The following is a 20,884-nucleotide window of genomic DNA, read 5'->3' on the forward strand; positions in this document are numbered from 1 at the left end:
AGGAGGGTGTTACTTATGGCAAATCAGGCAGGCGCCGCCTCCCTCTTCCTCGAAATATAATTCATCTATATCAAGATTTTCACAATCAGTGGGCTTTAACGGATTCGGTCGACGCCGTGCTAGCTCCCTATTTTTACGGGTTTCGAATTCTGACTTTATCGCAATAATGCGCACTGGCTGTTCAAGCTCGCTGAGTGACTCTTTCTGCGTCCATGTGAAGGGAGAACCGTGCTCAAGTGCTGTCTTCTCATACGCTTTAGCTTTCTCGAACTCTTCCGGGTGATTCTCTTTCAATCGAACCCATTCAATCTTTTGTTGGAAGAAACAAAAAGTGCATCCACTACGTGAGCGCCAATCGTAATACTTTGGTAGGCCAAGTCCAGACCCGTCGAGTATCTCAAGCACCGTAGCTTTGTCAATTCCTTGCTCTCTGAAAGGTAGGTGCACGACCAATTTTTTGTGGTGAGTTACCATGCCCTCACGGTGCTCCTCGTCACTCCGTATTGCTACATAACTATGCACCGTCTCACCAGCCGAAAGCCAAGGCTTTATCCACTGCTTAAAAGGTTCTAGTTTAAGTTGCCGAGTGCACCAGCGAGTATTTGCAGATGGTAAGAAATTGTTGTACTGCCGGAGCCAAAAATCAAAATCTCGGTGTGGATTAAGGTATTCGATTGGGCGCCCCAAGAAGCCTTCAAGCTTGCCTAAATAGTCATAAACCTCAGGTAGCTCTTTACCTGTATCGGTAAAAAAATACCTGATGTCAATTTCCGGATGATTCAGCCTCATATAGATAGCTAGCGCGGCGCTGTCCTTGCCTCCTGACAGACCTAATACGTGATGATCAGCCATTGTTGATCTCCTCCAATTTCGCCTTGACAATTTTCGCCCCCACTTCTGCGAGAGCTGCTATCGCAATATTGCTATTAAAGTCTTTCGAAAGGGCCAGTATCTTCCTTACCAAATCATCCACTACGGGTGTGTCAGTGTCGGATATATCAACGGAGTCATGGATATCTCCCCCTTGCTTGGTGCTGAAAACAACGCCAATCATATGGCGATTTTTCCCTTTCCCATGCATTGGTACTAGGGTTTCTAGTTTCCTAAAATCCATTGACCATGTGCCCAACTGCACATTCGCCATATCGATGTCCCTATCGACCCAAGCAGCTGCCGGCTTGCTAACTGCTAGGCTGATAAAACCTTCAATACATCTATCCGAATTGTCGAACGTCTCAACGCGCGAGGTAAAAGCGTCTAGTCTGAAATCGCCACTGGTGCCCTTAACGGCAGACGCACGGGCTATTAGCCTTTGCTCGTCGCCATCGTTTTGGTCTATAGATAATAACAACGTGCTTCTTACACGATCTAGCATTTCAGAATAAGAGCTCCAAATCTCGGTCATTACAGCTTCAAAAGCAGTTGAGAGAGACGTCTCTTCATCAGTATTTAGAATGGTCGGCAAATCAGCATACAGCAGCTTGTGCGGATCATTGGCTCTTAGTAGAAGGGACCTCACCGCCTGAGCCTGCTTGGAGATGGATGTGGTTCGTTTTGCCCATCCCGGAAGTTCGCTTCCGAATCGCACCATTGCACGGGCAACGGAGAGAGGTTCAGCAGTTATGGGGCCAGACAATCTAGCACTCAATATAATTGCTAGCTCCTCAAGCGTTTTACTCTGGTCTCGGCTTGCAGAGATATATCTGAGCTTTATCGAGCTAGGTTCTAGAAGCCATTCGTCAATCACGGTTTCAGTAAGGTCAGGCGTGAATAGCCCAGACACATATAGTGCAAGCTCTGCTCTGTTTGCGAGAAAAAAAGCTAACGCTAGTAAGGGCATTACTCCACTTTTAACTCCATACGGAGGCTGGGCCCAGAACGAGTAGAGATCCGATAATAAAATACTTTTGCTTTTTTTGAAGACTTTGGCCTGCGTGGCATTCCACAAGTCTTGCATTGCGATACCCCTATTTCCCTTATCAGGAGGGGTAAACTGCCAGCCGCTAGGGTACGTATAGCGGTGGAGCCCGTTAGCATTGATTACGGTAAAGTAAAGACCGGCGTCTGCCGGAAAACCTTCATACGCCAAGTCCTGTTGCTGCTCGAATGATATCATTCGATACATTAGATCTTTTCGTGCCCTCACGGAATTGCTCGAAGGTGTATCGCGATTCACTAACTCGCTATGGATGATTGGCGACTGCGGGTACACCTCGTCGCAAATCTTGGAGGCTATTGCTGATAATGATCTGGTTTTGCCGCCTTTGATTGTTACGCCATTCCAAAACCAATCGGATGACTGAAATGCTTCAGATAGTTCATCTTCGAGGGCGCTTCGCAGTGAAGAAACTCTTGCGGCAAGCTCTCGTCTGGCGACAGCGTCTCCCTCAAGTTCAGAGCTGTTACTGCCTACTTGCTCCGCAGCCATAAGTTCCAAGCTAAGAGCAGTGATTCGACTAGAGTTTTCGGGTACGCCCAACACTATATTGTTTTTGTAATTGTCCTGGGAAGCTTTAGTCAATAAGCTCACGACAGATTCACTATCTGTAGACTCTGTAGTAAGGCACAGAATAAATTCGCCAAGCGAGTTCTTGCTCTGAGTGACCAATACTTGGTTAAGCGCAATATCTGACAGAAGTACTATGCGCCGATCTAACCAGTGCATTGCTCCTTTCTCTGCATAGAAACGCTTCGCCAATACTGGTTGTAAGTTGGCCAGCTTGATAACCTGCTTTACGATATCCGGGCTATTCTTGGCTTTTGCTCCAGAAATGGCTGCCTCTATGTCAAAGTCACTCCCGGCATATACTCCGAAGGCTCCAAGATGCTTTCTTTCGACTAAAATTCGCCAGCTGATTAAGTCGTTAAGAGAGATAATCACTTCGCGTTCGTCAGCAGCATTAATAGAGCTGACTATTATCGACTCTTCGGCAGCAAGTCCAGATCCGCTTCTAAACATTTCCAACAAGGCAACGGTCTTGGCAATGTCAACATGGATTTTTTTTCCCTTGCTTTCAGCCCGTTCTACTGCGTCAACTCCAGTCGCCCATTTATGTCCGTCGGGAGACGCTAAAATAGCAGGCTCTAGGTTGGCACGGAGATAGTCCCAATACATCGCAGGGGTATACAGCTCTCGTCGATTCACTGTCCCATGAAGATACTCTGTGAAGCCTAACGGTTCTCTAGATGACAGAAAACCAAACGTACTGCGTTCGTTCTGCCCAAATTTCCGCTTAGAAATAGGGCCCAGTATAGCGGCAGTTGCGGGATGTAAAGGCCAGCATTTGGAGAGACCTGTATCTATACTAGTGGCAGTACCAGGCCGTCGCTGTCGAATACTCGAGCCAACCAGGTGAGATAACACGGAAATGTCATCTTTTTCATAGCCTTCATATGTGCTAATCGCCTTGCCTATTAGCTCTACCATTTCATCGGTAGCAGTCACAAGGGGAATATCGACGTAACGGCCCTGGATTTTAGCCCACTCATCTCTAACTTCGCTGTTTAGCCGATTCGCATATGCCTCGAAAGATTGGTGGAGGATACCTACGATTACTAGTTTTCCGGAGGATCGGCTAGCTGCCTCTGCAAGCTCCTGGAATATATAGATATCATTTTCAGGCGATTGTGCAGTGGACTCTAGGAATTTACCCAACTCATCGATTATTAAAAGTACACCTTGTGCATGATTTTCCGCTTTTGCAGCAATCTTCGCCGCGAGCTCGCTAGCAGACAAACGCTTTTTGGTATTGGGGCCCAATATTTTCGCGACTAGAGTCTCGTGGATCCCCGTCCTACTGCCCACAATAGGTATAACTTCCCAGCCATCTTGCTCAGCTGCAAAACACTCTAAAATTGGAGAGCTTTTGGGAAGGTCGAGAATTTCTTTGGCTTTTGTCCTTAGTGAGGTTGTTTTTCCCACTAATGAGCAGAGCATTAATGCCAAGGAGGACTTTCCTCCTCCGTATGGGCCTGTCCAAGTAAAAGCACGTTGCTTGGTGTTTAATATTTGCTCTGCCATGTTTTCCAGCAGATAGCGAGCGGTTCGTTGGCAAACGTAGCCGGTGAGCGCGTCTTCTCTTCCAATGTCAGTATCCAAACGGACAGATCGCATAAACTGACGAGATATATATACTTCCTTGTCTAGTCTATTAGGTTTGGTAGCAGATTTAATAGACATAGGCTTTCCGTAGTGATTCTGACATTGAATTTTGTACTTCGTATAATGAATTGCCGCGCCTGACTACTTGTCTAATGCCAGCCTGTTCGGTCCACTGGATCTCGCCTAGAGTTATATCCTCTAACGACATCAATCGCTCTGCAACCGCATCTTCATCAAGTTTAAATACCCGACCTGGAGAGCCATATCCATGGGCGATCCTGTCAAATGCCATAACCGATGATGAATGTTGGCGCTGCCAGTAATCGAGCAATGCATAGATGAATATACCGTCAGGTAGTGACTTCTTTGCTCCTCGGCGAAACTCAAATGTGTTTTTATTATGTTGTTGTATTATTCCTAGTTCGCCGAGGAGCGGCTCGCTAATCTCTTCGGTAGAGTCACCACCAAGATGCGGAACATAGCTTCTGATGCAGCATTCAACATCTCGCTTGATTGTGGATGGCGATATGCTTTTAAATCCTTGCCCCGAAAACCGCTCAGAGATCTGCTGGAATATTGCAACGTTGATATTCTCTCGATCAAAAGTTTGAGAGGTTAAATGATTAAATAATAAATACCAAGTTGTGCTTTTTTCTATGGTGCTTGCTAAGATCCAATGAATAAGCCAGGCAGTCGCAGGCGACTCACTAAAAGGGTCAAGCCCCTCTGTCCCAAATAGGTCATGACCAAGTTTGGTTGGTAAGTGATATTGGCTATCATCAATGATTTTGCACGCGATAGCCCAATGCTTAATCGAGGCTACCATGTTCTTACCCACGCCAAAATTTACAATTCCGTCGTCACCGAACGGGGATTTCCCTGATTCGCTTGCGCGCACCGATGCGTTATAAGCTTTACTCAGCCAAAGCTGCCGAAGGGGAAACGTTTCGTGCCCTGAGAACTGCGGCTTGACTATGTTATTTTCGGTGTTCATCTGTTTTCCGTAGCCTGGATGAGGTCGCCAGGAGGAGTATACAGGCTGATCAGGAGGCCATGAAGGGCTTTGTTGATAGCTTGAAACTATCAATATATTAAGTGTAGTTGTCTTTTGCTATCATTTTGGCGTTCGTCTCCGCTTTGCTACGCGAGTTGTTCTTGGCCTTAGATGACCTACTACGCTACCAGGGGCCTGTCATGGGTAGAGGACAGCTAGGGGTGGCCCACTGCGTCTACTGTTCGCCTGTGATGGCTGTAGAGTGTAGTGGTCTAATGAAACCGGACACCCATTTAGGCGAGAATGCTCGCCAGATAGAGGTGTCTGATGACCAAACAACGTCGTTCCTTTTCCGCTGAATTCAAACGCGAGGCCGCAGGCCTCGTGCTCGATCAAGGCTATAGCCATATCGAAGCCAGCCGCTCGCTTGGGGTGGTCGAGTCCGCGTTGCGTCGCTGGGTTAACCAACTCCAGCAGGAGCGCAACGGCTTGACTCCGCAGAGCAAGGCGCTGACGCCAGAGCAACAGAAAATCCAGGAATTGGAAGCTCGAATCGCTCGCCTTGAGCGGGAGAAATCCATTTTAAAAAAGGCTACCGCGCTCTTGATGTCGGAAGAGCACGAGCGCACGCGCTGATTGATCAACTGAGCCCCCAAGAGCCGGTTGATTGGCTTTGCGCAGTCTTTGATGTCACTCGTTCGTGTTACTACGCCCACCGCCTCAGGCGCCGAACTCCGGACGTTGAGCGGCTTCGGTTGCGCAGTCGGGTCAACGAACTGTTTACGCAAAGTCGAAGTGCCGCCGGTAGCCGCAGCATCGTGTCGATGATGCAGGAAGACGGTGAGCAAATCGGGCGGTTCAAGGTGCGTGGCCTGATGCGGGAGCTGGAGTTGGTTAGCAAACAACCTGGATCACATGCCTACAAACAAGCGACGGTTGAGCGGCCTGACATTCCGAACATCTTGAATCGAGAGTTTGATGTGCCGGCGCCGAATCAAGTCTGGTGTGGCGACATCACCTACATCTGGGCTCAAGGGAAATGGCATTACTTGGCTGTCGTTCTGGATCTCTACGCACGCCGAATTGTGGGTTGGGCGCTGTCAAACAAGCCGGATGCGGATCTGGTCATCAAGGCGTTGGACATGGCTTACGAACAGCGTGGCAGGCCTCAAGGGCTGCTGTTTCACTCGGATCAGGGCTCGCAATATGGCAGTCGCCAGTTTCGCCAACGGCTCTGGCGTTACCGCATGCGCCAAAGCATGAGCCGTCGTGGAAACTGTTGGGATAATGCGCCGATGGAGCGTGTGTTTCGCAGCTTGAAAACTGAATGGATACCGACCGTGGGCTACATGACAGCTCAAGAAGCGCACCGCGACATCAGTCATTACCTGATGCATCGGTACAACTGGATTAGACCGCACCAATTCAATAACGGACTGGCCCCAGCTCAGGCCGAGAAAAAACTTAACGTCGTGTCCGGGATTAGTTGACCACTACAAGAGCCAGCGGATACAACCACGCCTGAGGTATCGATAATGTTGGGTCGACAGCCGGCAGGTGATCTGCTCGTAAGTTCTAGTTTCCGTCCCATCCGTCGCCATACTAATAGGACTGTCAGCCGGTAGTAATAACGGGTAGGGCATGAGTGATCCTTTAGATGTTGCACCAAGAACCATCGCACATGCTTGAGCTGCCACGTCCATGGGTTGTCTCGGTGCCATCGCTGTTGAATGGCCGCTTGCATGATTCGGGCTTGGCGTAGGTGGCGTTGCTGCGTGGCCGTCGAGCCAGTCAGGACGCCGCTCAGGAACAACGCCATATCGAAGAGCCTAGTCACGCTCTACCTCCAATGTAGGCCGACATCACATCGATCCGGTTATGCCCGAGTTCAACACTGATCTGTTGCCGCACCTGTTGATCCAAATCGCGGTCAGTGCGATAGCAGTGGCCACCATTGACCGGTGCGGCGTGGCCCGTGAGCTGTTCGTAACGCTCGCAGGCGTAGGCCGCGCGCAGTTCATGAAAGCCCTTCAGGCCGTGTTTATGCAGCGTTTCGCGGGCGGGGAGCACGGTCTGTTGCAGGAATGCGGCGTAGCTTTCGTCTCGGGCGAGCAAGTTGCGGCTACGGGGCGGCGAGGTATGACGAGCTAACTGCAGCGCCGCCTTCACTTGTTCATTGGCCACAATCCATCGCGGCGCTGATGCCCCTGAACGGCCGCCTTTGGTGCCGTCCTGGATGTTGATGCGGCCTAAGTGCTCGGCTTCGCGGTGCAAGCGTGGCAGGTCAGCCAGGATCGCTTCGCGCAGGCGCATGCCGGTTTCTCGGGCCAAACGGATAATCGCGGCCACCCGCTCGTGTTGCTGTTCGCCCAGCGCCTCGAGTACTCGCTGCACCTGTTGGCGGTCTTGGCCATCTGGCGCGCGGGTGCGTACGGTCGAGCGCTTCTGTCCCAACGCCTGGCTCGGGCTGGCGATCCTCACGTCCTGATCGCCGCGCAGTGCAGCGAGGGTGCGGTTGACGCTGCTCAGGCAGTTCTGCGCGGTAGCGATGCAGAGTTCGCCTTGCTGGATCTGCTGGCGCAGATACGCGGCGTAGTCCTGCAGCGTCTGTCGGTCGATCTGGCGCGCATCGTTGTAACCGGGGCCCTCCTCTGACCGACACCAACGTACGAACGCTTGCCAGCGATCACTATGGGCTTTGACCGTTGCGAAGTGGCCGTCGGCAAACAAATCCTTTAGCGCTTGTGGGCCGGCATAGCTCAGCTGGCGGCCATAGCCAAAGTTGCGACCATCACGCCGACTGATCAAGGTCATCGTCATCACCGTTTTCGTTTGTCTGTAGAAAGTGCAGCAAGGCTTTCCAGTGAGGGCTGAGCCTGTCCATCTGCCGCCAGTGGGTCGGGCGGATCAGGAGGGCGTTCTCGTGGTGTTGCAACAGTGCCCCTTCCTCACGCAATTGCTCGAGCAGCAGGGCAATGTTGGTAGGCTCCAGGGGTGGTGTGGCGACAGCGGCGACAGTGGCGACAACCCGCGTCGTTTCTGGCCTGGCGCGTGGCGACAGGGTGGCGACAGCGGTGGCGACACGCCGCGATTCTGGCTGTGGTCGATGTTGCGCCTGGTAGCGGCGCACCGCGTCATTGAGGCGGAACATGACGGACCTCGAAAGTTTTTCCGTCGCGACTGCTCAACCAGCGATGAGTGATCAGCACGACCAATAAAGAGGCGGTATGGTCAGCGCTCTTGCGGGCAAAGCGAGGGCCGTTGCGATTAACGTCGCGGATGGTGAAGTGGGTCCAGCCTTTCTGCATCAGCCAGCGCAGCAGCCGATCCGCTTCCTCGCGTCGGCTATTCACCGGCTCCTGTTCCGTCAGGCGCTGAATCTCGGCCAGGTAGTAATCCATCAGCGTGGAGGCGCGCTGGATGTATCCTTCGTCCAAGGCACTGGCCTCTTCAACCATGGCCAGCACTCCCGCGATACGCAATACATTCGCCGCGGCCTTGCTCGCGACAGGCTGGACGCCGGCTAGCTCGCCGAATTCGCCAGACTGGCACTCGATGGTGTCGTGAATATCAATCCAGGCACTACGGGCACGGGAAGTCAGCTCCAGCGTGGTGGGATTGAGTGAGCCATCCTTGTGGAGCGACCAGGGCTTTTGCAGCAGGGCGGTGATCCGCTGTTGGTAGCACTGGACTTTGGCATCTCGGGTCAGGTCGATCGCTTTGTAGAGCCGCTGGCCGGCAAGGCGCTCGGGCCAACTGATCAGGCAACGACCCAGGATGCCTTGGCCATTGATCACCGGGTCTTTGAGCAGCTGGTTGGCCAGGTAGGGTTGCAGCATCAGATGCAGGCTGAGGCGGCGGTCATAGGCGCGTAGGCTTTCTCCGGCCATGGAGCGCGCCCGGTCGATCGGGCTGCCATCCCACAGCGTCGACAAGGTGGTGATTGCCTTGAGCAAATTCTCTTTGCTCATGGTGCTGCTGCCCAAGAACTGGCCACCTTCATCATTGAACAAGCCCATGCTGGGCAAGCCATGGCACAGGCTTTTGACCAGGGCCTCAATGGTGGGCTCGGCAATGATCAGTCTCGGCGGGACTGGCTCGGACAGCTCACCGCCTTCCGCCTCCGAGTGTTTCTTTGAGGTTTTGGGTTTTGTCATGATGCTGCGGGCTGCGCGATAGGCTTTGAGCTTTGCCGCATACAGGGTCCACTGCTGTCGTTCCCAGTCGCGCGCCGCCTTCAGTGCCAGGTGATCCACGGCGCTTTTGCGATCACCCGAGGACGCCACCGTCAGTAGGTAGAGGGATAATGGATAGGTTCGGCCATCGAGTTGGACATTGGCATGAACCTGGCTCACCAGGGCAGTAGTAGCCAGCACCGATTGCGCCGCCATGGCGCAGGGTACGCCGATCACCTCGGCCAGTCGTTCAACCGCAGGGCCCAACAGTTCCCCGAGTGCTTCGACCGGGTAGGGCAGTGGCACCTGCTGGTATTCCAGCAACGGTTGTGGCGGCTCGAACGCTTCGCACAGTTGCATCGCCATTCTCCTAAGATTATCGACTTCCTCCTCACTCATCCCGCCACGGTTGTTGAGTGTTATCAGGGATCAAGGCCCCTGCGACCTGTGAGGTTTGTCCACTTACGCGGGACTGACGACTCCTTACGACCGAGAGCTTGGGCATCTCATGATCTGGCCTCCTGAACACCGATAGCGGTGGGCGGGTGGAGGCTGCGCTGGCTGACGAGACCGGTGCCGCGAGATCCTGAGTCCAGGTGAAGACAGTGAGGTGATGACTGGGGCATGCCTGACTGTCAGTCAGGTGCAGTCCATTCCCTGGGCTGCGGCACCAATCACCGGCATCGCTGTGGCGAGTGAGCATTCGGTGTTTGTCACGCCGATTGTCACGAGGGGGAAAATCCGCAAAGGCCCGTGCAAGCAGGGCTGCAGCAGTGGTAGGAGCGCCCGTCTCTTTAGGGGGCAAAGAGACGGGCAACAGGTTGGCGCAAGAAATGGCCAAGCGGATAAGTTGCTGCAGAGCAGCCAGGAGGGGGTATCAGTTGCCGCAGTGAGCATTCTGGGAGAAGTGGCATCCATCACATCGCTGTGACCGTGCGAGCCGCCGGACGCTAATCGCACTTGGGGGTGAACCACCACGATGTGGCGTAGCCTCAAAGGTTCTGGCTACTTGGGTGCTGTCGAGGACAGCGCTTGTACGGTTCTGGTTTAGCGCTCGTTCTGCTAGCGGTCAACAGTATTTTGGGGGCCGCTGTTGCGCCAATCGGTAGCGCTGGAAGACCTTGGAGGCCGGTGGTTTTCCGTGGCCGGGTGGTCGTTCGTCGGTTTTTAATGTGAGCCCATGCGAGTGGGAATGCGGAGCCTTCCCGCTCGCGTGGGCTTGGCCGAAAAAGCCCCAAAGAGAGAGGCTTGCAACGGTGACAGTCGCCACTTCTGTCGCCATGCTGCAGACCAGGTATTAGGCGGGTTGTCGCCGGCGTCGCCGCTGTCGCCAACAAAACTGCAACCCTGTTCCTCTACAACGAAACTTATGCGCTACCGCTCACCCCAGCGGGCGGGCGCCGATTCGCTATCAAGGGAAGCAATAGTTCTCATGGAAACCAAACTTAGATTTCTCGTTTACTAATACCAGCGTTCCATCGGCATACATGATTTGGGAAAGTACCGAGGGCTGAGGATGCCCGTAGGTATTTTCCGTCCCGTAGGAAATTACAGAATTCAAACCTTCCTTATGATTGAGGCCAGGATTGTAAAACCGAGGACCTTTTTTGGGGGCTGCACCGTGGTGTGGGACAAGAACGGTTTGAGTGAGGGGAAGCTCATTTTGGTAGTGAAGCTTGAAGTCGTCCCAGACTGTCGGTTCGCCCAACGGGGCATCACCTGTACCGATCCAGCCTGTCAGCGTGCCCCAGTCGTTGTAAAAATGGCGGATATGTCGGTATGGATAGGGGCGGTCGCCGTACAGATATCCGTACCGGAAACCTGTTTTGTCGAACTGAAAGTTAGGGCCCGAATAAATACCCAGCGATAAGAAATTACTTAGGTTTTTCCCCTCAGTTTCACCTATCCAACTGGGCTTGTGTTGTTCGATGGCGCTTCTGTACGCCGCGACGGCTAGATTGCGGTTGGAGCTTGGAGTCGTTGCCTTTTTTACTCCGCTTCCCTTCTTCGGGCGTCCCTTACGGTGTCTCACATTAAGCCAAGTGATGATGTCTCTCGAGCCATTCACTTTGTCCGTTAATGCAGTCACCGGAAATCCCACGCGGCCAAGTGTGTCGAGGATTAGCTCCCCTAACTCCTTGTCCATGCCGCGGTTCCAAAATCGGATCTTCCAATCGCAATTGCCTGATCCTGGGTGTGCTTTCGCCAACAGATCTTCTTCATCTGAGAGGACACGATCCAAGACTGCACCTTGGTTATCCGGTACTACGGTCACACGTTTTGGAGTTTCAGCCATCTCATTCGAGGCGCGAAAGAAGTCTTCGGGAGACAGAGAAGGGTCTTCAGGACTTTCAGGTTTTTCGGGGCGGGGGCGTCTAGGCCCTCTTTGTACCATTGTGATGGGGCTACCCCACAAAGTCCCTCCGCCTGTGGCGATGCTATGCAGTTGCTCCACGGTTCCGTCAGCTATCGATCCAGCTTGGCTGGCCAAGATAATCGCCAGTTCCTGAGGCCCAAGATACGGGAGAACGATTCTATCTACTTCGAATCGCGCTAAGAGGTCTTGGGCGCCATTCATATGATCCCAATCGAAGTGGGACAGGATTAGCATGTCGAGCACTGGCCTCGCGCTTCCCTCGCGAGGCTCAAGCCAGATGCGGCTGACGCTGTGTTTGAGCTCAGAGGTTTTTTGCCAATTCGCTAGCGCGCCGCAGTCGTAGATGTAATCAAAACGGTACTTGGTATTCGACGCTTCAAAAATCACCGAAGCAGAGTGAAATGAACCTTGGCCAACTCCGTGCTGGATGCGTGTGTGGTTAACCTGCATGGTGCTTATAATCCTTAAATACTGAAAAGATCGATATCCCTATTGTTTTTGGGACTGACCCTCAACCTTCCGAAGGTGAAAATTGAAACGAGCTACCGGCACCTAACCCCCAAAATTTTTTCAGATCTGACAGCCAGATTGGCGGTCGGTGACCGGCCGGGCACCGCCTCTTTCTGACATCTTCGCTTAAAGTGGTCGGAGGACGAAAGGAGTGTTGTCCAGCCGCCTACACTATCACTGCAGATGAGGCGTCATTTGTGGTTATCAGCACCATCCGATAAGGACTCAGTGTATCGGCACGACGTTGTGGTCCCTGGTTTGATTGATCGCAGATGCCGACAGGTTGCCAGTGGCCGCTTTCTGGATGTGCTCACTCCACCAAGCCATCATCGGACGCCTGCGTTCGATGTAGTCAGCTCGGTTGTAAGCGCTTCGGACTTCGTCTTTGTCGACATGCGCCAGCGCGACTTCGATCAGCTCCGGATCCCACCCATGCTCGTTCAGGATGGTGCTGGCCATGGAGCGCATGCCGTGGCTGACCAAGCGGTCCTGGAAGCCCATGCGTTTCAACGCCATGTTGGCGGTCTGGCTATTGGCGTGGGTGCGTGGGTCTCTGTCTGCCGGAAACACGTATTCCCGATGGCCGCTGTGGGACTTGAGCGTCTCCAGCAGTGCGAGTGCTTGATCGGTCAACGGGATGCTGTGCGGGCGGCGCTTCTTCATCCGCTCCGGCGGGATGGTCCAGATGCGTTTTTCGAAGTTGATGTCTGCCCATCGGGTGGTCGCCGCCTCGGCAGGACGAGTCATGGTGTGCAACTGCCATTCGATCAGGCAGCGAGTCGTGCGCTTGATGCTGGCGTTCGCGATTTCGATCATGAGCTCGGAAAGCTCATCGGGTCGTAGCGCGGCCATGTTCTCTTTCTTGGGCTTCTTGAAGACCGCCCGAATGCCACTGAGAGGGTTGGCGAAAATCAGCCCGGAGTTCACCCCGTAAGTCATGATCTCGTTGAGCCGTTGGCTCAACCGCTTCACTGTCTCGAGACTGCCTTTGGCTTCGATTGGGCGGAGGAGCTTGATGACCATCGGGGCGCTGACTTCCGAGAGGAGTGTCGATTTCATGCTCGGAAAAATATGCAACGTAAGTGAGCGCCAGATGTCCTCGGCATATGCCGGTGTGACGGAATCTTTCTTCAGTTCGAACCAGGCCGTGGCCACGTTCTCGAACGTGTGTTCTGTCTCCGCTCGTTTGGCTTGCGCCAGCTCGTTGCGTTGAGCTTTGGGGTCGATGCCTTGCGCCAACAGCTCTCGGGCCTCAACCGCTTTCTTTCTGGCTTGCGCAAGAGAAAGCTCGGGATAGGTGCCGAGTGCCATGTTGATTCGGTTCTTCGTTACTGGATGCCTGTAGTTGAAATTCCACTGCATCGAGCGATTGACCCTGACTCGCAGCTGAAGCCCGTCACCATCGGTGAGGACGTAGTCCTTGTCTTTGGGTTTGACAGTCTTGAGCTGACGGTCCGAGAGGCGGGCGGTTTGAGCGCACATGAGAAGTACTCCATGTCACCTTTTGGTATTCCCAAGATTAGCGCTGGGTAGCCGGGAATACCAATGGGAATACCAAACCGCCTGGAACTCAAAAAACCATTGTGAACCTCAGAAGCGCTGGAAACCCTTGATTTAACTGGGTTTCAGGCACAAAAAAAGACGTCCGTGGACGTCTTTATATGATGAAGTGGTGGAGCCGGGGGGATTTGAACCCCCGTCCGCCAGTACTCCGCTGTCGGTACTACATGCGTAGCCGTTTCTATTAAGTTAACCCTCAGCGACCCGAAGGGCAGGGTGCTTTGGGCGAGTTGTGTAAGTTTTAGCCGCTTCGTCCACAACGTACTGCACGGCGATTCTGTTCTATATGACAATCACTTTGGGTTTACAGACATCCCCTGGTGATTGCTGGACCCGAAGGTACCAGAAGCTCAGGGCTAAGGCTGCTTACGCAGCGAGAGCGAATTCCTGGCCGTAGTTTTCGTCATTGGCAACTATAAGAAGTTGCAACAGTGGATTTACGAGTTCTGTTACCAACTCGGCATGCACCTAAAGTTTCGCAACCGGCGTCGAATCCTAAACGGCCCCGTGCTTGTAACTCGTTGTTTCATAGTGAGTGACAAGCCTTTGCAGTGTACGCCAAACCGTCACGGAAGGCCAACCCGAAGGTTGGTCTTCCGTGACTGAGCAGTCTATTGGCCACCTTTTTCGCTGTTCTGCAGGTCTTGCAGCGCCTTCGAGGTGATCTCGATGCACTTTTTGTCATCGCCCGCGGCGTGGGCCGCTTTGGCTTGGGAGACGGCAGTGTCTATCTCGCCGCTTTTGCCACTGGTGTCAGTGGCGAGCAGCGCTTTGCCGTTGTTGATTTTGTCCAGATTGATTTTGCACAAATCCGGCTCGCCCGCAGCGAACACAGGGGAAGCCAGCATCGCAGCGGTAATGAACAAGCCAGCAAGAGCGGAACGCTTCATAGGGTATCTCCTTGCACAAAAGGGCTCGACGCTGCTGGCGTTCAACGGCTGCCAGCGACATCACTGATGAGCCTCGTTTGTCGAGGCCTATGCAGATGACTACGCCGGCGCGCGAGGGTTCTGTTTTTATGCAGGTTCATTTTTGCAGGATCAGTGGGCGCGGGCTTGAGTGACGCGGTCAACCAGGTAGACCAACCCGTGATAATCAATACCGCCATGCTGGCTCAGACCGATCTCGCAGGTGCGGCTGGTGGAGATGCCTTCGCTGCAATATTGCACCGCGTCCTTGAGGGTGCGCAGTGAGTGGGCGTTGAGTTCCGGTGTGGTGAAGCCCTTGTCACCGGCAAATCCGCAGCAATGGATGCCTTCAGGGATGATCACGCTATTGGAACAGCGTCGAGCCAGATCGATCAGGGCCTGGCTCTCGCCCAGGTGTTGGGTGCTGCAGGTGACGTGCACGGCGATGGGGGCTTCCTGGGGTGTGAAGTCGAGACGGTCCATCAAGTGGGTGCGGATAAAGCGCACCGGATCGTAGAGGTCCAGCCGCGTTTCGCCCAGGTCCTGCACAAGGCGCAGGGTGCAGGGGCTGGTGTCGCAGTAGATCGGGTCAAGCCCGCCACGGCTGGCGTGCAACAGGGCGCCGATCAGCTCCTGGCGCTTGTGTTCGGCCTGTTCGGCGTAGCCCTTGGAAGCGAAAGGCTGGCCGCAGCACAGGCTGTCCTGATTGTCGGGGAGCACGACTTGGTAACCGGCTTTTTCCAGCAGGCTGCGGGTTTTGTCGTACAGCGACATCTGTTCCTTATCCCCCGCTGCGGGGCCCATGGCACGTGAAACGCAGGCGGCCAGGTAGACCACCCGTGGTCGTTCGTCCGTCACTGCCGGGCTGAAACGGATGGCTTTTTCCGGCTGCGGCATGGCGTTGGTCCACTGCGGAATTTGCCCCTTGGACAGCTTGGTCACGCTGGCTGATAGCTTCGCCAGGCGTGGTGCGCCCAGCAGCATGCGGGCGCCGTTGGCCATATGCAGGGTAAAGCGCGCGCCTTGCAGGGCGGTGGAGAAGTGGGTGGCGAGCCACTCGGCGGTTTTCGGACGGTCGGCGTCACGGCTGCGCAGTTTTTTCACCAAGTCGCCGGTATTGATTCCTACAGGGCAGCGTTGAGCGCAAAGGCCGGTCGCGGCGCAGGTGTCGATGCCCTGGTAGTGATACGCAGCTTCCAACTCAGTGGTGTCGACACCGGCGCGTTTCTTCGCCTGAATGTCACGCCAGATCACGATGCGCTGGCGCGGGCTCAAGGTCAGGCCTTTCGACGGGCACACCGGTTCGCAGAAGCCGCATTCGATGCACTTATCCACAAGCTCGTCGGCAGCGGGCAGTGGTTTGAGGTGCTTGAGGTGGATTTGCGGGTCTTCGCTGAGCACCACGTCCGGGTTGAGAATGCCGTTAGGGTCGAGCAGGCGCTTGAGTTGCCACATCAATTGATAGGCGTCGCTGCCCCATTCCAGTTCCACGAACGGCGCCATATTGCGCCCGGTGCCGTGTTCGGCTTTAAGCGAACCTCCAAACTCCACCGCCACCAATTGCGCCACGTCGTCCATGAACGCTTGGTAGCGTGTGACTTCTTCCGCGCTGTTGAAGCCTTGGGTGAATACGAAGTGCAGATTACCTTCCAGCGCATGTCCGAAAAGGATCGCTTCGTCGTAGTGATGTTTGTCGAACAGTTCGATCAGGCGATTGACGCCGATTGCCAGTTGCTCAACCGGGAAGGTCACGTCCTCGATGATCACGGTGGTGCCGGTTTTGCGCACGGCGCCGACGGCAGGGAAGGTGTCTTTGCGGATTGCCCACAGTCGGGCGTTCTCGGTGGGGTCTTCGGTGAAGTCGACCTGTTTTTCTACCGGGAATGGGGCCAGGGAGGCCATGATCAGCGCCAGTTGCTCATGCAACAAAGACGACGATGCTGCGCGGGATTCGATCAACAGGGCGCAGGCATTTTCCGAGAGTTGCTGTACGAAATCGGGCATGCCCGGCTTGTTCTGTACCGAGCGCATGCTGCGTCGGTCCAATAACTCGACGGCCGAGACCGGTTGGGTTTTGAGGACGGTGACTGCATTGCAGCAGGTCTCGACATCTGGAAATACGATCAACGCCGAGGCTTTGTTCGGGTGGTCGATCACGGTGTCATAGGTGACCGCGCTGATAAAACCAAGAGTGCCCTCGGAACCCACCAGCAGATGGCTGAGGATATCCAGCGGTTCATCGAAATCCACCAGGGCATTCAGCGACAGCCCGGTGGTGTTTTTCAGACGGTATTTGTGGCGAATCTTGGCCGCTAATTCGGCATTGGCCCGCGTCTCGCGACCCAATGTTGCCAGCCGCTCAAGCAGCGCGCCGTGTTGTTCACGAAACGCCTTAACGCTGGTGGCGTCTTCAGTATCCAGTCGGCTGCCGTCAGCCAGTACCAGGCGTATGCCAGCCAGGGTGTGGTAGGTGTTCTGTGCGGTGCCGCAGCACATGCCGCTGGCATTGTTGGCGACGATACCGCCGATCTTGCAGGCATTGATCGACGCTGGGTCCGGCCCGATCTTGCGCCCGAACGGCGCCAGCCACGCATTGGCCTGGGCGCCGATCACACCGGGTTGCAGGCGGATTTGCGTGCCTTGCCCGCGAATCTCGCGGCCATTCCAGTTGTCGCCCAGCACGATCAGTACCGAATCGCTGATGGCTTGCCCGGACAGGCTGGTGCCGGCGGCGCGGAAGGTCACCGGTACGTGGTCGCGCTGAGCCAGTTGCAGCAAGGCAACGACTTCGTCTTCTGACTCCACGCGGATCACCAGTTGTGGGATCAGTCGGTAAAAGCTGGCGTCAGTGCCGAAAGCGAGGGTGGAAAGGGGGTCGTCGAAGCGTCGATCTTTCGGGATCAGTTGTGCGACGTCGCTCAGGAAAGCAGCAGGCAGGCTCATCGGTCCTCCAGAAATAGCTGACGCCGGAATCGTATCCGGCGGCATTACGTGCAGGTCTTAGTGCACCAGCATACCGGTGAACCAGTAGGCCTGGGCCAGGGTGATCAGCCCGACGATGGTGGCGAAGAACAGGCTGTGCTTGAGAGTAAAGCGGAACAGATCGGATTCCTTACCCACCAGGCCGGTAGCGGCGCACGCCACGGCGATGGATTGAGGCGAGATCATCTTGCCGGTGACGCCGCCGCTGGTGTTGGCAGCGACCAGCAGGGTGTCATTGACGCCGATCTGGTGCGCGGTGGTGGCCTGCAAGGAGCTGAACAGGGCGTTGGATGAGGTATCAGAGCCTGTCAGGAAAACCCCCAGCCAGCCGAGGAACGGCGAGAAGAACGGAAAGGCTGCGCCCGTGCCGGCCAATACCAGTGCCATGGTCGAAGACATGCCGGAGTAGTTGGTGACGAAGGCGAAGGCCAGCACCATCCCAATCGACAGGATCGGCCAGCGTAGTTCGTAGAAGGTCTCTTTTAAAGTGGTAAGACCAGTCTTGATGTCGATTTTCAGTACCAGCATCGAGATCAGCGCGGAGAAGAAAATCGCAGTGCCGGTCGCCGAAATCGGGTCCAGTTTGAACACGGCCGGAATCGCGGTGGGGTTGGTCACGATCGGCGCGACCTTAATCACCAGTTGGTCCAGGTGTGGGATCGCGAAGTTGAATACCCAGCTGTACATCGAGCCCCCGGCAGCAAACATCGCCTTGAACGGCTTGAGGGTCCAGATGGTGACCAGCACGGTGAGAATCAGGAACGGCGACCAGGCCTTGAAAATCTGCCCGAGGCTGTAGGGCGAGACGATGGTGTTGCGTGGCAGGCCGAAACCGCCGGCACTGGCCGTGACCGCCGCGCTGGAGGTGGCGCCGGCGATTTGTGCGCCTGCGGTGCGTTTTGGCTGCCAGACTTTCAGGAATAACGTCAGGGAAATCAGACTGGCCAGGGCCGAGGTGATGTCCGGCAGTTCCGGGCCGATGAAGTTGGAGGTGAAGTACTGGGTGATGGCAAAGCTCAAACCAGCAACCAGAGCGGCCGGCCAGGTTTCACGCACGCCGCGCACGCCGTCCATCATGAACACCAGCCAGAACGGCACGAACAGCGACAGCAGCGGCAGTTGGCGGCCAGTCATGGCGCCGATCTTGAACGCGTCGATGCCGGTGACTTGCCCGGCCACGATGATCGGGATGCCCAAGGCGCCGAATGCGACAGGCGCGGTGTTGGCGATCAGGCACAGGCCGGCGGCGTACAGCGGGTTGAAGCCCAGGCCGACCAACAACGCTGCGGTGATCGCCACGGGGGCGCCAAAACCGGCCGCACCTTCCAGGAAGGCGCCGAAGCAGAAGCCGATCAGCAGCACTTGCAGGCGTTGGTCATCGGTAATCGACAGGACCGAACTGCGGATGATCTCGAACTGGCCGCTTTTGACCGTGAGTTTGTAGAGAAACACCGCCGCGACGATGATCCACGCGATGGGCCACAGACCGTAGGCAAAGCCGTAACCGGCGGCGGCCAGTGCCATGTCCACCGGCATCTGGAAGGCGAAGATCGCCACCAGGATCGACAGCGCCAGGGTGATGCTGCCGGCCACGTGGCCTTTGAGGCGAAACACGGCCAGGGCCAGGAAGAAGAATACGATCGGGATGACGGCCGCCAGTGCGGACAGGCCGAGGCTGCCGAGCGGGCTGTAGAGCTGTTGCCAGGTTTGCATATGGGGTGGCCCCTGATTGTTGTTGTTGTTGTTGTTTGGTCAGCTTGGATAATTGGTAATACCAATTTACAATCGCTGTTGGCTAGAGTAAAAGCCTTGCCAGGGGCGTGTCAATTTGCCGCTTGCGAAACTTTGGTCGTAGGTCGGTGTGCAGGAGTTCTGATCGGTTGAAATGAAGACGTTCTGATAGGTGCCGCAGGCGCTGCGATAGGCCAGAATAGGGCCCCGGCGAGTGGTCGGGATGGTGGAGAGTAAGTGATGGGGTTTGATCAGGTGCGTCAGCGCCGTTTGTCCGATGACATTGTCGAGCAGCTTGAGGGCATGATCCTTGAGGGCACGCTGAAGTCGGGTGAGCGCTTGCCGGCCGAGCGCGCGTTGGCTGAGCAATTCGGGGTGTCGCGCCCTTCTTTGCGGGAGGCGATCCAGAAACTGTCGGCCAAAGGTTTGCTCGTCAGCCGCCAGGGCGGTGGTAACTACGTGGCTGAATCATTGGGCTCTACGTTCAGTGACCCGCTGTTGCACCTGTTGGAGAACAACCCCGAGGCTCAGCGTGATCTGCTGGAGTTTCGTCAGACCCTTGAGGCCTCTTGCGCCTACTACGCCGCGTTGCGCGCGACGGAGGTTGATCGCGAGCGCCTTACGGCTGCCTTCGAAGCGCTACAGGATTGCTACACCCGGTCCGATGAGGTGAGTCGGGCCGAGGAGGGCGCAGCGGATGCGCGGTTTCACTTGGCTATCGCCGAGGCCAGCCACAACGCCGTGTTGCTGCACACCATTCGCGGTCTGTTCGACCTGCTCAAACGTAACGTGGTAACCAACATCGGCGGCATGTATCAGCAGCGAACGGAAACCCGCGACATGCTGATCAGTCAGCACCGGGATCTGTACCTGGCGATTCTCGAAGGGCGCGCCGAGCAGGCGCGGGAAGTCTCAACACGTCACCTGCTGTATGTGCAGGAAGTGTTGGAAGAAGTGCGTCAGGAAGTTCAGCGCGTGGCGCGTGCGGAGCGGCGCAAGGGGATGTAGCCGAGGGGGCCTCCCAAGGCTACATCACAGCAAGGATCAGTCTTCCTTGCCCTTGTTGCGCACGGCGCGATGCAATTCGCGATTGGAGTCGCGCTCACGCTCGGTATCGCGCTTGTCGTATTCCTTCTTGCCCTTGCCCAGGGCAATCTCGCACTTGACCAAGTGCTTGCTCCAGTACCAGGACAGGCAGACGCAGGCGTAGCCCTTCTGCTGTACGGCGGCGGCGAGCTTTTCCAGTTCGCGGGCATTGAGCAGCAGCTTGCGCGTGCGCACCGGATCGGCAATCACGTGAGTGCTCGCAGTGGTCAGCGGGGTGATATGACTGCCAAGCAGCCATGCCTCGCCATCCTTGAGCAGCACGTAACTGTCGACCAGTTGCAGCTTGCTGGCACGCAGACTCTTTACTTCCCAGCCGGCCAGGACCAGACCAGCCTCGAACCGATGTTCGATGAAGTAATCGTGTCGCGCCTTTTTATTTTGCGCGATGGTCCCTGTGGGGTGTTTCTTTTGTTTAGCCATAGGGGCGGCATTATAGGG

General features: G+C 55.4%; 14 protein-coding genes, 1 other RNA gene and 1 pseudogene. 2 read left to right on the forward strand and 14 right to left on the reverse strand.

Annotated features, from left to right (window positions below; all coding sequences use genetic code 11):
* Positions 1–9: 9 nt before the first annotated feature.
* From WH299_RS17160 to WH299_RS17170, 3 genes are read right to left on the reverse strand one after another with little or no spacing between them, the layout of a single operon-like run.
* Positions 10–852: a phosphoadenosine phosphosulfate reductase family protein gene (locus WH299_RS17160; RefSeq protein ID WP_339550857.1), complete on the reverse strand. Its 843-nt coding sequence runs from the start codon at positions 850–852 to the stop codon at positions 10–12.
* Positions 845–4,180 (reverse strand): ATP-binding protein, encoded by a 3,336-nt coding sequence (locus WH299_RS17165; RefSeq protein ID WP_339550859.1) that lies wholly within the window; start codon positions 4,178–4,180, stop codon positions 845–847. The genes WH299_RS17160 and WH299_RS17165 overlap by 8 nt, the downstream gene beginning before the upstream one ends.
* On the reverse strand, positions 4,170–5,096 hold the full coding sequence (locus WH299_RS17170; RefSeq protein WP_339550861.1) for a DUF4007 family protein: 927 nt from the start codon (positions 5,094–5,096) through the stop codon (positions 4,170–4,172). The genes WH299_RS17165 and WH299_RS17170 overlap by 11 nt, the downstream gene beginning before the upstream one ends.
* Positions 5,097–5,423: 327 nt before the next feature.
* Here WH299_RS17170 and WH299_RS17175 point away from each other — a divergent pair.
* Positions 5,424–6,586, forward strand: a protein-coding gene (locus WH299_RS17175) for an IS3 family transposase (RefSeq protein ID WP_339550862.1) whose coding sequence is annotated in 2 segments (ribosomal slippage) — positions 5,424–5,679 and positions 5,679–6,586 — 1,164 coding nt in all. Because the reading frame shifts where the segments join, the coding sequence is not laid out codon by codon here.
* 80 nt (positions 6,587–6,666) lie between these two features.
* Here the strand turns inward: WH299_RS17175 and WH299_RS17180 are convergent.
* The 10 genes and pseudogenes from WH299_RS17180 to WH299_RS17225 form a co-directional block, all read right to left on the reverse strand.
* A pseudogene (locus WH299_RS17180) lies at positions 6,667–6,933 on the reverse strand (hypothetical protein); the annotation flags it as partial.
* Complete coding sequence (locus WH299_RS17185; protein ID WP_339550863.1) at positions 6,930–7,910, reverse strand: integrase domain-containing protein; 981 nt, start codon at positions 7,908–7,910, stop codon at positions 6,930–6,932. The gene WH299_RS17185 and the pseudogene WH299_RS17180, both read right to left, overlap by 4 nt.
* Positions 7,888–8,247 carry a hypothetical protein gene (locus tag WH299_RS17190; RefSeq protein ID WP_339550865.1) on the reverse strand — a complete coding sequence of 120 codons (360 nt, stop codon included), beginning with the start codon at positions 8,245–8,247 and terminating at the stop codon, positions 7,888–7,890. The genes WH299_RS17185 and WH299_RS17190 overlap by 23 nt, the downstream gene beginning before the upstream one ends.
* Complete coding sequence (locus tag WH299_RS17195) at positions 8,231–9,631, reverse strand: YfjI family protein (RefSeq protein ID WP_339550867.1); 1,401 nt, start codon at positions 9,629–9,631, stop codon at positions 8,231–8,233. The genes WH299_RS17190 and WH299_RS17195 overlap by 17 nt, the downstream gene beginning before the upstream one ends.
* A gap of 1,051 nt (positions 9,632–10,682) precedes the next feature.
* Positions 10,683–12,098 carry a hypothetical protein gene (locus tag WH299_RS17200; protein ID WP_339550869.1) on the reverse strand — a complete coding sequence of 472 codons (1,416 nt, stop codon included), beginning with the start codon at positions 12,096–12,098 and terminating at the stop codon, positions 10,683–10,685.
* Between the two features lie 285 nt (positions 12,099–12,383).
* The gene (locus tag WH299_RS17205) at positions 12,384–13,640 is read right to left on the reverse strand and encodes an integrase domain-containing protein (protein ID WP_339550870.1); all 1,257 of its coding nucleotides are present in this window, start codon (positions 13,638–13,640) and stop codon (positions 12,384–12,386) included.
* A gap of 188 nt (positions 13,641–13,828) precedes the next feature.
* Positions 13,829–14,225: a transfer-messenger RNA gene (gene ssrA, locus WH299_RS17210) on the reverse strand.
* A gap of 104 nt (positions 14,226–14,329) precedes the next feature.
* Positions 14,330–14,608, reverse strand: coding sequence for a hypothetical protein (locus WH299_RS17215; protein ID WP_010206635.1), 279 nt, complete (start codon positions 14,606–14,608; stop codon positions 14,330–14,332).
* Positions 14,609–14,758: 150 nt separating this feature from the next.
* On the reverse strand, positions 14,759–17,569 hold the full coding sequence (locus WH299_RS17220; protein WP_339550871.1) for an FAD-binding and (Fe-S)-binding domain-containing protein: 2,811 nt from the start codon (positions 17,567–17,569) through the stop codon (positions 14,759–14,761).
* Between the two features lie 57 nt (positions 17,570–17,626).
* Entirely contained in the window at positions 17,627–19,321 is a 1,695-nt protein-coding gene (locus WH299_RS17225) for a lactate permease LctP family transporter (protein ID WP_122728078.1), read from the reverse strand.
* 258 nt (positions 19,322–19,579) lie between these two features.
* Here WH299_RS17225 and WH299_RS17230 point away from each other — a divergent pair, with 258 nt between their 5' ends.
* Positions 19,580–20,347 carry an FCD domain-containing protein gene (locus tag WH299_RS17230; RefSeq protein ID WP_122728080.1) on the forward strand — a complete coding sequence of 256 codons (768 nt, stop codon included), beginning with the start codon at positions 19,580–19,582 and terminating at the stop codon, positions 20,345–20,347.
* Positions 20,348–20,383: 36 nt separating this feature from the next.
* Here WH299_RS17230 and smpB read toward each other — a convergent pair whose 3' ends face one another.
* Positions 20,384–20,866: an SsrA-binding protein SmpB gene (gene smpB / locus WH299_RS17235; protein ID WP_005791513.1), complete on the reverse strand. Its 483-nt coding sequence runs from the start codon at positions 20,864–20,866 to the stop codon at positions 20,384–20,386.
* Positions 20,867–20,884 lie beyond the last annotated feature (18 nt).

Origin of the sequence: Pseudomonas sp. MYb541, assembly GCF_037479595.1 — a bacterium.
GTDB classification, from domain to species: Bacteria; Pseudomonadota; Gammaproteobacteria; order Pseudomonadales; family Pseudomonadaceae; genus Aquipseudomonas; species Aquipseudomonas canadensis.